We start from the raw sequence: 12,711 nt of genomic DNA on the forward strand, positions 1-12,711 counted from the left end.
GGCCCGTCAGCGGAAGTGGATGAAGTTCGAGGGCCAGGAGTAGCTGCCGCGCGCGATGATCCGGCGGCCGCTCATCGAGGTGTACGTCGCTCCGAGCACGGTGCCCCCGTACCCGCTCTCCGAGATGGCGACGGTGTCGCCGTCGGCGCTGACCCAGTCGACATAGGCGACGTGGTTGGAGTTCCACTGGGCGATGTCGCCCACACGCGGCCTCTGGTCGACGGCGAACCCCTTGGCGCGGGCGCTGGTGTCCCAGTTCGTCGCGTTGCCGAGGTTGCCCGGGTTCCTCACACCGTCGAGGGAGAGACGGTAGGCGGAGAAGTTCGTGCAGTTGTTGCCCCACGGGTCGACGGGGTAGTTCCAGGCGCGCTGGCCGTGGTAGCCGAAGCGCTGGATGCAGTCCTGGGTCGCCCGGGAGTAGCACGCCCAGCCGGCCGGGGCCGGCCCACCGGTGACGGCCCACGCCATGGTCGCGCCGCGGTAGACGGCGGCGTTCCCGGTGCCGAGGACTCGCACGAGCGACCCCGCACCGCTCGTACGGGTCGACCACTGGGTGACCCCTCGGGTGTTGCGGATGACGAAGTTGCCGTCGGTCTGCATCGTGGCGGTGTTGCCGGCACCGGTCGTGAACGCCGCCCACTGGCGAAGCCCCGTGGCCGAGGCGAGCACGAGGTTGCCATCGGTGCGCATGACGAGGCTCCATGCCCCGTTCGTGGAGACGACCGACTCACCCGAACGCAGCACCTGTCCGGGGAGCAGCCGGTCGTAGCGGAGGCCGCGGTGGTCCCACACCGTCGTCGCGCCCTGGCGGACCTGGAGCAGGCCGCCGTCGCTCAGGGTGAGCAGGCCACCGGTCCACCCGTTGGTGCCGCTCGACCAGGCCACCGTCCCGTTGGGGCGCACGATGACGACGTTGCCGTCGCTTCGCACCTGCAGGCGGTTGCCGGGGCCGCTGGTGGCGCTCGTCCAGCGGCGGGTGCCTGCCGCCGTCGTGATGACGAGGTTGCCGTCGGCCTGCATCGTCGCGACGTACCCACCGGACGGGGAGCGCAGGGCCGTGGACGGGGAGAGCACCTCTCCGGTCCGGAGGGTGGCGCCGGCCACGTAGGCGAAGCCGTCGGCGCGCAGGACGGTGCCGGCGCGCGTTGTGACCCGGACGGTGACCGGCCCGCTCGACGGGCGGGCGGGGACGACGACGATCATCATCGTCGCGGAGATGCGTCTCCACGACGTCGCCGGGACGTCGCCGACCTGGACGGCACTGACGCCGGTGAACGACGAGCCGCGCAGGGTCACTACGCTGCCGCTGCTCAACGGACCGGAGGCGGGTGACACCGAACGCACCACCGGGGGGTTCAGGTAGGTGAAGCGGCCGCCGCGCCCGACCGGTGACGTGCCTCCGGGTGTCGTGACGCGCACGTCGACATCGCCCTCGGCATGCGCCGGGACCGTGACGCGGAGCTGCGTGGCGGACAGTCGAGTGATCGCCGTGGCGGCCAGACCGTCGAACGTCACGGACGAGACCCGGTCGTATGCCGTCCCGGTCAGCGTGACGACGCTGCCACCCTTCGTGGGAGCGGGGGCCGGTGAGACCGACGAGACGGTCGGCACGGCCTGGTAGGTGAACTGTGCCGCCGGGACGACGGGGGACACGCCGCCCGGGGTGGTGACGCGCACGTCCACGGTGCCCGGCTTGCGTGGCGGCGCCACGACCTGCAGCTGGGTGTCGGACACGCGGACGAGCGAGGTGCCGGGCACGCCGCCGAAGTCGACCCCGGTGGCGAGCCCGAGCCGGGTGCCGGTGATGACGACGACCCTTCCGACCAGTGGGCCGGCTGGTGTCGACAGGCTCGAGACCGCGGGCACGCCGACGTAGGTGAAGGTGCTCCGCTCGGTGTCGGGGCTCGTTCCGTTGACGTTGACGACGCGGACCCGAACCGCGCCCTCGGGCTGGGCGGGTGACGTGATGCGCAGGGTGGTGTCGGAGACGCGGACGAGACCGGTGCCGGCGACGGAGCCGAAGCGGACGGCAGTGGCCTCCCCGAGATGGGTCCCGGTGATCGTCACGACGGTGCCGCCCTGCAGCGGGCCCGCCGTGGCGGAGAGGGACGTGACGGCCGGCGGCGAGCCGTAGACGTACCGGGCTCCCGAGCCGGCTACGGACTGGCCGCCCGGACTGGTGACGAGGACGTCGACCGGTCCGGGGACATGCGCCGGTGTCGTCACGCGCACGCTGGTGTCCGAGACCCTGACGAGGTTGGTCGCGGCGCTCGTGCCGAAGCGGACCGCCGTGACCCGCGTCAGTCCGGTGCCGGTCAGCGTCACCACGGTGCCCCCGGCCGGGGGCCCGGTCTGTGGCGACACTCCCGTGACGACCGGCACCGGGTCGAAGGCGAACGTGGCCGACGCGCTCGCCGCGGACGTGCCGAAGGGGGTCGTGACGGTGACGCTGACGAGGCCCGCTGCGTGGGCGGGGGTGGTGGCCCGGATCGTCGTGGGGGAGACCACCGTGAACGCTGCGTCGGTGCCACCGAAGCTGACGCGGGTCGCCCCGTCGAGGCGCACTCCGGTGACGGTGACGGCGGTGCCCCCACGGAGGGGCCCGGCCGTGGTCGACAGGGACGTCACGGCAGGCGGCGCCTGGTACGTGAAGCGGGCGCGCGTCGTCACGGCCGAGGTGCCACCCGGGGTCGTGACGCGAACGTCCACGGTGCCGACGGCTCGCGCCGGGCTCGTGACGCGCAGGGTCGTCGCGGAGACCCGGACGACGTTGCTGGTGGTCGTGGGGCCGAACTGCACTGCTGTGGCACGGGTGAGGCCCGTGCCGGTCAGCGTGACGGTGGACCCCCCGGCAGTCGGCCCGGACGCGGGGGAGATGCCGGTGACCACCGGCACCGCATCGTAGGAGTAGGCACTGGCGGCGGATGCCACCGAGGTGCCGGAAGGCGTGCGCACCTGGACGTGGACGAGCCCCGCCGCGTGGGCGGGTGTCGTGACGCGCAGCTGGGTGCTCGACAGCACGGTGGGGCGAACGGTCGTCGATCCGAAGAGGACGCTCGTCGCCCCGGTGAAGTCGGACCCCGACACGACGAGGACCGTGCCGCCGAGCACCGGCCCGGCCGGGACGGACAGTCCGGTGACCGTCGGGGCCGGGGTCGTGGGGAGCGCCGTGTAGGTGAAGCGGCCGGCCGCCGCGGCGACCGACGTACCGCCGGGTGTCGTGACCCGCACGTCGACGGTGCCGACGACGTGCGCCGGGACGGTCACCTGGAGCTGGGTGGGCGAGACGCGCGTGAGCGCGGTCGCGGCCGTGTCCCCGAAGCGCACGGCGCCGGCGCGTGCCAGGCCGGTCCCGGTGATGGTGACCGTCGTGCCCCCGCGTGTGGACGAGCCGCGCGAGGACAGCGACGAGATCGTCGGCACGGGGTCGAAGGCGAACGTGGAGCGGGCCGACACGGGCGACGTGCCGGTCGGAGTCGTGATGCGCACGGTGGTGATGCCGGCCGGGTGGGCGGGAGTGACGACCCGGACGCGCGTGCTCGACACCTTCGTGACGCGCGTGACGGCAGTCGTGCCGAACAGGACCCGTGTCGTTGCGCCGACGCCGACGCCGGAGAGGTCGACGGTCGTGCCACCGCCGGTCGGACCTGCCACGACCGACAGGCTGAGGGCCGGCGGAGGGGCGACGACGACGTTCCTGCTCGCCGGAGCTGCCGGGACCGACGATGCCGCGGCCGGGGTCGCGCCGAGCAGCCCGGGCAGACCGGCGACCAGACCCACCGCGAGGAGCACGGACACCACACGTGCCGAGGTGCGGGTGCCGGTGCGGCCGTCACGGCGCGTTCGCTTGGTGGGCCCAGGCAACATATGGCGGTCTCCTTGCAGTCAGCACGTCCGGCGAGCATTCTGCACAGGCATTTCGTCCGTTGTAAGCGGTTTGGCCCTAATTGGGTCGCACCAGGCGCCCCGTCAGCCCCAGATGTAGGGGTGGGGACGGGTGGCCGGCAACGCGCTGGGAGGGTCAGTCGACGCGTCTCAGGTCGGGACGCAGCCGCAGCACCACGAGGCCCTGGACGACGCCGACGGCCGCGAGGACGGCCCAGACGACCGACAGGCCGCCCGTGACGTCGCGGACGAGTCCCATCGCGAGGGGGCCGATCGAGGCGATGCCGTAGGAGATGAGGAAGGCCATGCCGGTGAGGCGCCCGCTGGCCTCGGGCGTGCGGGCGTAGCGCACGAGCAGGACGAGCGCGAGGGAGAACGCCGCGCCCTGGCCGAGCCCGGTGACGACGGCCCACAGCCACGGCGCCGTGAGGGGCGCGAGCCAGATGCCGACTGACCCGGCGACCCCGAGGGCCGCGGCGGGCAGCAGGAGCCGGCGCATGTCGTGGGTGCGGTCGCTGAGGACGGGGCCCAGCAGACCCGAGACGATCTGGGCACCGCTGAAGGCGGCTGCGAGGTAGCCGGCGGACTGGCGGGACCAGCCGTGCTCGACATACGTCGGGGCGAGCCACGTGACGGCGGAGTAGAAGCACCAGGACTGCAGCGCGAGGTAGCCGGCGACGAGCCACGCCGTGGGATGGCGCCACGGGAGGCGGCCGGGACCTTCCTCGTCGGGGGTGTGGTGAGGGTTGGCCCGCACCGTGAACGGCGCCCACGCCACGGCGCCCACGAGGGCGACGACCGACCAGGACCCGAGGGACGCCTGCCAGCTCCCGAGCCGGTCGGCGAGCGGCACGGCCATCGCCGAGCTCGCCGCGGCGCCGCCCATCATGGCCAGCATGTAGAGGCCCGTGACGAGGCCGACCCGCTCCGGAGGGAAGTAGGTCTTGACGAGCCGGGGCAGCAGGGTGCCGGCCACGGCGATCCCCACGCCGCAGAGGAACGTCCCCGCGTAGAGCACGACGACGTGGTCGCCGGCGAAGCGGCTGGCCGTGCCGGCGAGGATGCCGAGGACGGCTCCGAGGACCGCGCCGGCGGCTCCGGTGTGGTGGGCGATCCGGCTCGCCACCGGGGCGAAGACCCCCATGCACAGCACGGGCAGGGTCGTCAGGGCGCCGGCCGCGGCGTGGCTGAGGCCGAGGTCCGAGGAGATCGCGTCGAGCAGCGGCGGGATGCTCGTGATGGCGATCCGCAGGTTGGCCGCGACCGCGACGAGCGCGACGGCCATGACCCAGACGGGCGGCAGGGGGCGGATCGCTCGGTCTCGTCGCAGCACCATCAGAGACTAGATGTGTCGAGGACGAGGTCCGCGCGCTGCCTCGTGGCGTCGGCGGTGAAGAGCGCCCGCTCCTGGTCCGCCCACCGCTGCCACTGCGGGCGGTAGTCCTCGCCGTCCCGCTCGATGCCGCGTCGCATCCGGAGCGCGACGTCGGCGTCGACGAAGACGGACACGGCGGCATACGCTCCCGCCGGCTGAACGCTGGAGCCGCACCCCTCGACGACGAGGAAGCGGCACGGGGGCACCTCGCGGGTGCCGGCCCACTCTTCGCGCACCCAGCTCCAGAGCCGGTATGCCGCCCGCTCTCCGCGGGCGAGCGGCTCGAGCACCTGCGTGGTGAGCAGCTCGGGGGCCTGGGCCAGTCCGTCCCACCCGGGGTAGAGGTGGTCCATGTGCACGACCGCGACCGGGGCGCTCGCCTCGAGGGCGAGCTCGACGCCCCGCGCCAGGGTCGTCTTGCCGGCCCCGCTCGGGCCGTCGAGGGCGATGACGACGACGTGGCCGCACCGGGCCGCTGCCCCGCGGGCGAGGGACACCACGGCGCGGACGTGCTCCTCGCGCGGCGGCCGCGTCACCTCGTCCCACATGGGCGCGAGACTACCCAGTTCTGGTCCTGGCCTAGATTTGTGCCATGCCGGTCGCCACGAGAGTCATCGCCTGCCTGGACGTCGACGCGGGCCGGGTCGTCAAGGGCGTCAACTTCGAGAACCTCCGCGACGCCGGTGACCCCGTCGAGCTCGCCAAGCTCTACGACGACCAGGGCGTCGACGAGCTGACCTTCCTCGACGTCACGGCGAGCAGCGGCGACCGGGAGACCACCTACGACGTGGTGCGCCGGACGGCCGAGCAGGTCTTCATCCCGCTCACGGTCGGCGGCGGGGTGCGCACCGTCGACGACGTCGACCGCCTGCTGCGCGCCGGGGCCGACAAGGTCGGGGTCAACACCGCAGCGATCGCCCGGCCCGAGCTGATCGCCGAGATCGCGAGCCGGTTCGGCGCGCAGGTGCTCGTCCTGTCGGCCGATGTCCGCCGCCGTCTCGGCGACGACGGACGGCCCACCGACGACTTCGTCATGACGACGCACGGGGGGCGCACACCCGTCGACCTCGACGCCGTCGAGTGGTGTGCCCGGGCCGCCGAGCTCGGCGCGGGCGAGATCCTGCTCAACTCGATGGACGCCGACGGCACGAAGGAGGGTTTCGACCTCGAGCTCATCCGCCGCGTCCGGGCCGCCGTGTCGGTGCCCGTCATCGCGAGCGGCGGCGCCGGACGGGTCGAGCACTTCGCGCCGGCCGTCGAGGCAGGCGCCGACGCGGTGCTCGCCGCCAGCGTCTTCCACTTCCGCGAGCTCACGGTCGGTGAGGTCAAGGACGCCCTGCGCGCGGCCGGCCTGACCGTCCGCTGACCGTCTGCCGTCCTTCGGTGAGCCTCAGCTGATGCCGAGCTCGGCCCTCTGCAGCGCCGCGATGTCGTCGGCGTCGCCCTCGAGCTCGACCCGCGCCACGTCCTTGCGGCCGTACGCGTAGAGCACGAGCTCGGCAGGCGTCCCCCGGAGCACGACGGTGCCGTGCTGGTCGGGCAGCTTGGCGGCATACCGGCCCTGGCCCTCGCCGATGAGGACGATCCCGGTCGCGGACCTGCGGAACATCAGGCGGGCCGAGCGCTTCAGCGCCGACCACAGCTTGCCCTGCAGCGCCGCGGGCAGGTCGCGGGGCTGCCAGTCGGGCTGGGCCCGACGCACGTCCTCGTGGTGCACGAAGAACTCGACGAGGTTGGTCAGCTCGTCGACCTTGGGGTGTGCCATCGGGTTCCACCCGGGCGCCCCGCGACGGATCCGCTCGACGAGGCCGGCGTAGTCGCCCTGCGCCATGCGGCGCTGCTCGCGCTCGAGGCGACCGTGGAGGAACGGGACGACGTTGCCGACGGCGAGGTCGGGGCGTCCCTCGCGGATGACGAGGTGCGCGGCGAGGTCCCGGGTGTCCCAGCCCTCGCACAGGGTCGGCCGGTCGGGCCCGAGCCGGTCGAGCTCGTCGCAGAGCTGGAGGCGTTCGGACTGTGCGTGGCGGGTCATGCGCCTATCCTCTCAGGGCACGCGGGCGGTCCAAATCCGGTGGCCGCCGGGGACGGCCGCTGCCTAGGGTCGGACCGTGATCGAGCTCGTGCGCCCCACCGTGGACCTTGCCGACTCGTGGTGGGAGATGGTCGACGACTTCGCCGGCGGGACCATCCACGGCTCCAGCTACCGGTCGGGCGACCGGGAGGTGCTGCGCGACCCCGCGGTGTTCGAGGAGTGGGTCGACTGGCTCGGCCGGATGGAGCGCACCGACGAGGCGCTCCCGGAGGGACGGGTGCCGTCGTCGAACCGTTGGATCGTCCGCGACGGACGCGTCGTCGGCACGATCGCGGTGCGCCACGCGCTGACCCCGTCGCTGCTCGTCGAGGGAGGACACATCGGGTATGCCGTCGCGCCGGGTGCGCGCCGTCAGGGCGTCGCCCGCGCGGCGCTGGGTCTGGCGCTGCGCCTCGCCGCGGCCCGGGGCATCGACCCCGTCCTCGTCACGTGCGACGTGGCCAACACGGCCTCGGCGCGGACCATCATCTCCTGCGGCGGCATCCTCGAGGACGAGCGCGACGGGGTGCTGCGCCACTGGGTGCGCACCGGCGCACCGGCCCGGGCCATCGACAGCGGCCCGATCGAGGCGCGTGACGCGCGCCTCGTACCGATCACCGCCGAGGAGGCCTCGGCGATGCGGGCGGGGGAGCGCCTGACGTGGTGGGCCGACGGCTACCCGCGTCAGGACGACCTCGACGCGATCGGGATGCTGCCCTCGGGGCCGGACCCCTGGTCCCCTCGTCACATCGTCCGGCGGTCCGACGGGCTCGCCGTCGGCTCGATCGGCTGCTTCGGACCGCCCGCGGACGGGATCGTCGAGATCGGCTACGGCCTCGTGCCGCAGGCCCGCGGCGGCGGTCTGATGACCGACGTCCTGTCCGCGATGGTGCGCTCGCTCGAGGCAGCCGGTCTCCGTGTCGTGGCGCACACCGAGCCCGACAACGTCGCGAGCCAGCGCGTGCTCGCGAGGCTCGGATTCCGGCGCGTCGAGGAGCCCGACCGGGCGGCAGACGCCGAATGGCTCTGGGCCGGGCGTGCTGGTGCCGGGGAGGTCGGCGACGCGTGAGAGGCTGGGGGGTCGTCCAGAGAGCACGCACGCGCGCATGTCACCAGGGGAGCAGCACACCGTGAACGTCCCGACCACCTCGACCCTGCGGGAGGGTCTCGCCGTCATCGGCCGGGGCATCAAGGGCCAGCCGCGCTGGTTCTCCCTCGCCGTCCTCGGCAGCGTCGTCTACGGCGTCATGACGAGCCTCACGGCCGCCGCCATCGGCTACGTCGTCAAGCACGCGGTCGCCCCCGCCATCGAGGCGCAGCACGTCACCGCCTCCCAGCTGTGGTTCATCGGCGGGGTGATGGCGGCCGTCGTGCTGACGACCATCGTCGGCGTCATCGGCCGGCGCATCGCCGGCGGTGTCACGATGTACAACCTCGGCGCGATCTACCGCCGCCAGGTCACGCGCCAGTACCTCCGGCTGCCGCTCAGCTGGCACCACAGGCACCCGTCCGGGCAGCTGCTCTCCAACGCGAACGCCGACGTCGAGGCGACGTGGAACATCTTCGCGCCGCTGCCGATGGCCCTCGGCGTCGTCGTCATGCTCGTCTTCGGCATCGTCCAGATGCTCGTCGTCGACCCGTGGCTGGCCCTCGTCGGGCTCACCGTCTTCCCGATGCTCTTCCTCGCCAACGTGGCGTTCCAGCGCGCGATGTCCCCGCGCGTGACCCGGGCGCAGCAGTTGCGCGCCGACGTCTCCGAGGTAGCCCACGAGAGCTTCGAGGCGGCCCTCATCGTCAAGTCCCTCGGTCGCGAGGACCATGAGGCCGAGCGCTTCCGGGCCGTGACGCACGAGCTGCGCGACGCCAACATCGAGGTCGGGCGCACCCGCGGTCGCTTCGACCCGGCGATCGAGGCCATCCCCACGGTCGGCACGCTCGCCGTCCTCTTCGTGGGCACGCTGCGGGTGCGCAGCGGCCTGCTCACCGCCGCCGAGGTCGTCCAGATCGCCTACCTCTTCTCGATCCTCGCCTTCCCCGTCCGAGCGCTGGGCTGGGTGCTGGCCGAGCTGCCGCGCGCCGTCGTGGGATGGAACCGCGTCTCGGCCGTGCTCGACGCGACGGGCAGCATGACCTACGGCGAGCGCTCCCTGCCGTCGGGTCGGGCCAGTCACCTGCAGGCCGACCACATCTCCTACGCCTACGAGATCGAGTCCGAGACCGGTGAGGCGGACCGCAACCCTGCAGTCGTCGACGTCACCCTCGACGTCGCGCCCGGTGCGACGGTGGCGCTCGTCGGGCCCACCGGCAGCGGCAAGTCGACGCTGACCAACCTCGTCATGCGCCTCGTGGACCCGGACAGCGGTGCCGTGCTCGTCGACGACGTCGACCTCCGGGAGGTGCGTCGCGGCGGTGTCAGCGATGTCGCGGCCCTCGTCGCCCAGCAGACCTTCATGTTCGACGACAGCGTGCGCGGCAACATCACGCTCGGGGCCCGGCACGACGACGAGAGCGTCTGGCACGCGCTCAACGTCGCGCAGGCAGCTGCCTTCGTCGAGAAGCTGCCCGACGGGCTCGAGACCCACGTCGGCGAGCGCGGCGCCAGCCTCTCCGGTGGACAGCGTCAGCGAATTGCGTTGGCACGCGCAGTGATCCGCGAGCCACAGCTGCTCATTCTCGACGACGCCACCTCGGCGGTCGACCCCAGCGTCGAGCAGGCCATCCTCGCCCGGCTGCGCGAGGCGAGCTCCGGCACGACGGTCCTCGTCGTCGCCTACCGCATGGCCACGATCCTGCTCGCCGACGAGGTGGTCTACATGGAGGGCGGTCACGTCGTGGACCACGGCTCCCACGACCAGCTGCTCGGGCGGTGCGTCGGCTACGAACGGCTCGTCACGGCATACGCCCGCGAAGCCGCCGAGCGCGAGGCCATCGCCGCCGCCGAGGAGCTCGTCGACGGCGACGCGCACGGCAGCGACGCGGCCCAGGAGGTCTCCCGATGAGCATGCGGTCCCAGGTCCTCGTCGAGCACCACGGTGTGGCGACGGGCAAGGAGATGACGACGTGGCAGACGCTGCGTCGCGGTGTCGAGCTCTCGCCCGAGCTGCGCAAGGGCATCTGGGTCACGGTGATGCTCGCCGTGCTGTCGACGCTCGGCCGGGTGCTCGTGCCGTTCGTGGTCCAGCGGATCACCGACAACGGCCTCCTCGCGCCCGGCGGCCCCGACCTGGCGGTGGTGGCCGTCTACATCGGCGTCGCGCTCGTCGGTGTCGTCGTCACGGCGTTCTCGGCCTACTTCGTCAACATCCGCCTCTTCAGGTCGTCGGAGAACGGCTTGGCGACGTTGCGTCTCAAGGCGTTCCGGCACATCCACGACCTCGCGATGCTGACCCAGAACACGGAGCGCCGAGGCTCCCTCGTCTCCCGCGTGACGTCCGACGTCGACACGATCTCGATGTTCGTGCAGTTCGGCGGCCTGATGCTGATGATCAACATCGCGCAGATCACGCTCGCCACCGTGCTGATGGTCGTCTACAGCCCCCTGCTCGGCCTGGTCGTGTGGCTCTGCTTCGTCCCGTTGTTCGTCATCATCCGCAAGTTCCAGGGCATCGTCGGCCGCGCCTACACGCAGGTGCGCGAGCGCGTCGGCGACATGCTCGGCGCCATCTCCGAGGCCGTCGTCGGTGCCCAGGCGATCCGCGCCTACGGCGTCGAGGACCGCACCGCGGAGCGCATCGACGCCGCGGTGGAGGCGCACCGCAAGGCAGCCATCGGGGCCCAGGCCCGCTCGGTCGTCGCGTTCACGTCCGGACAGCTCGTCTCCGGACTCACGACCGCCGTCGTCCTCGTGGTCGGCACGATCCTCGCCTCCCGGGGGAGCCTCACGCTCGGCGAGCTGCTCGCGTTCCTCTTTCTCGTCAACCTCTTCACCCAGCCCGTGCAGCAGGCCACCGAGATCCTCAACGAGATGCAGAACGCCGTCGCGGGCTGGCGCCGCGTCATCGGCATCATCGACACCCCGGCCGACGTCTCCGACCCCGGCGAGGCCGGCGTGACGCTGCCCCGCGGGCCGATCACCGTGCAGTTCAACGAGGTCGGGTTCGCCTACCCCGGCGGCGAGCCGGTGCTCCACGACATCGACCTGACCATCGCGCCGCGCAGCCGGGTCGCCATCGTCGGCGAGACCGGCTCGGGCAAGTCGACGCTGGCCAAGCTGTTGACCCGGCTCATGGACTCGAGCAGCGGACAGGTGCTCCTCGACGGTGTCGACCTGCGCACGATCCGCTTCTCCTCGCTCCGCTCGCGCGTCGTGCTCGTGCCGCAGGAGGGCTTCCTCTTCGACGGCACGCTGCTCGACAACATCCGCTTTGGCCGGCCCGACGCGAGCGAAGAGGACGTCCGGCTCACCCTCACCGAGCTCGGTCTCGACCCCTGGGTGTCGACCCTGCCACTCGGCCTCGGCACCGACGTCGGTCAGCGCGGAGAGTCGCTGTCCGCGGGCGAGCGCCAGCTCGTGGCCCTCGCCCGCGCCTACCTCGCGGACCCGGACCTGCTCGTGCTCGACGAGGCCACCTCCGCCGTCGACCCGAGCACCGAGGTGCGTCTCCAGCGGGCCCTCGACTCGCTGACGAGGGGCCGCACGTCCATCGCCATCGCGCACCGGCTCTCCACGGCTCAGGCCGCCGACGAGGTGATCGTCGTCGACGCCGGCCGCATCGTCGAGCGTGGGCACCACAGCGAGCTCGTGCGTCTCGGCGGCGTCTACTCCCGGCTGCACGAGTCCTGGGTCGCCCAGCAGCAAGCCGTCTGAGCCGTCTGGGCCCTGAGTCTGGGCCACCCGGCCCGAACGCGGGGTTCGTGCCGACCTCCGAGTCCTGCCGGCTTTCGAGACCGAGCGCAGCGTTGGGGCTCGGGGCGGGCAGAATGTCCGGGTGAGTGACGCCATCGACTCCGTGCCCGACCCGACGACCCTCGACCCCCGCATCGCCGCCCTGCTCAAGCGCGACGAGCAGGGGCTCGTCGCGGCCGTGGTGCAGCAGCACGACACCGGGGACGTCCTCATGGTCGGCTGGATGGACGACGAGGCACTGCGCCGCACACTCGGCGAGGGGCGTGTGACGTTCTGGTCGCGCAGCCGGCAGGAGTACTGGCGCAAGGGCGACACGAGCGGGCACGCCCAGTGGGTCAAGGGCGTACGCCTCGACTGCGACGGGGACGCCCTGCTCGTCAGCGTCGACCAGGTCGGCGCGGCCTGCCACACCGGCGACCGCACGTGCTTCGACGCCCGCGTCCTGCCCGCCACCATCGGCACCCCCGACCCGGAGCTCGAAACCCCCTGACCGTCAGGGGGCCACTCGTGGCCTCTCGACGGGTGAGGCGGGGA

9 protein-coding genes are annotated in these 12,711 nt (G+C 72.7%); 5 read left to right on the plus strand and 4 right to left on the minus strand.

What is annotated here, in order from left to right; genetic code table 11:
* Window positions 1-6 precede the first annotated feature (6 nt).
* From ABD831_RS13215 to ABD831_RS13225, 3 genes are all read right to left on the minus strand, one after another.
* On the minus strand, window positions 7-3,867 hold the full coding sequence (locus ABD831_RS13215; protein WP_344947195.1) for an IPT/TIG domain-containing protein: 3,861 nt from the start codon (window positions 3,865-3,867) through the stop codon (window positions 7-9).
* 154 nt (window positions 3,868-4,021) lie between these two features.
* Window positions 4,022-5,221, minus strand: a complete 1,200-nt coding sequence (locus ABD831_RS13220) for an MFS transporter (RefSeq protein ID WP_344947198.1) — start codon at window positions 5,219-5,221, stop codon at window positions 4,022-4,024.
* The gene (locus tag ABD831_RS13225) at window positions 5,221-5,808 is read right to left on the minus strand and encodes a uridine kinase family protein (RefSeq protein ID WP_344947201.1); all 588 of its coding nucleotides are present in this window, start codon (window positions 5,806-5,808) and stop codon (window positions 5,221-5,223) included. The genes ABD831_RS13220 and ABD831_RS13225 overlap by 1 nt, the downstream gene beginning before the upstream one ends.
* A 44-nt stretch (window positions 5,809-5,852) precedes the next feature.
* On the opposite strand from ABD831_RS13225, the gene hisF reads away from it, so the two are divergent.
* The gene (gene hisF / locus ABD831_RS13230; protein ID WP_142178237.1) at window positions 5,853-6,626 is read left to right on the plus strand and encodes an imidazole glycerol phosphate synthase subunit HisF; all 774 of its coding nucleotides are present in this window, start codon (window positions 5,853-5,855) and stop codon (window positions 6,624-6,626) included.
* Window positions 6,627-6,650: 24 nt separating this feature from the next.
* Here hisF and ABD831_RS13235 read toward each other — a convergent pair whose 3' ends face one another.
* Window positions 6,651-7,292, minus strand: a complete 642-nt coding sequence (locus ABD831_RS13235; protein ID WP_142178236.1) for a TIGR03085 family metal-binding protein — start codon at window positions 7,290-7,292, stop codon at window positions 6,651-6,653.
* Between the two features lie 76 nt (window positions 7,293-7,368).
* On the opposite strand from ABD831_RS13235, the gene ABD831_RS13240 reads away from it, so the two are divergent.
* The 4 genes from ABD831_RS13240 to hisI all read left to right on the plus strand — a co-directional run bounded on the left by ABD831_RS13240 (window position 7,369) and on the right by hisI (window position 12,667).
* Window positions 7,369-8,400 (plus strand): GNAT family N-acetyltransferase, encoded by a 1,032-nt coding sequence (locus ABD831_RS13240; protein WP_344947208.1) that lies wholly within the window; start codon window positions 7,369-7,371, stop codon window positions 8,398-8,400.
* A gap of 37 nt (window positions 8,401-8,437) precedes the next feature.
* A complete protein-coding gene (locus ABD831_RS13245; protein WP_425582823.1) occupies window positions 8,438-10,330 on the plus strand; it encodes an ABC transporter ATP-binding protein in 1,893 nt (630 codons plus the stop codon).
* On the plus strand, window positions 10,327-12,138 hold the full coding sequence (locus tag ABD831_RS13250) for an ABC transporter ATP-binding protein (protein ID WP_344947213.1): 1,812 nt from the start codon (window positions 10,327-10,329) through the stop codon (window positions 12,136-12,138). Before ABD831_RS13245 ends, ABD831_RS13250 begins: the two co-directional genes overlap by 4 nt.
* 121 nt (window positions 12,139-12,259) lie before the next feature.
* The gene (hisI, locus tag ABD831_RS13255) at window positions 12,260-12,667 is read left to right on the plus strand and encodes a phosphoribosyl-AMP cyclohydrolase (RefSeq protein ID WP_344947216.1); all 408 of its coding nucleotides are present in this window, start codon (window positions 12,260-12,262) and stop codon (window positions 12,665-12,667) included.
* Window positions 12,668-12,711 lie beyond the last annotated feature (44 nt).

The organism is Terrabacter ginsenosidimutans (genome assembly GCF_039539425.1).
Taxonomy (GTDB): Bacteria; Actinomycetota; Actinomycetes; order Actinomycetales; family Dermatophilaceae; genus Terrabacter; species Terrabacter ginsenosidimutans.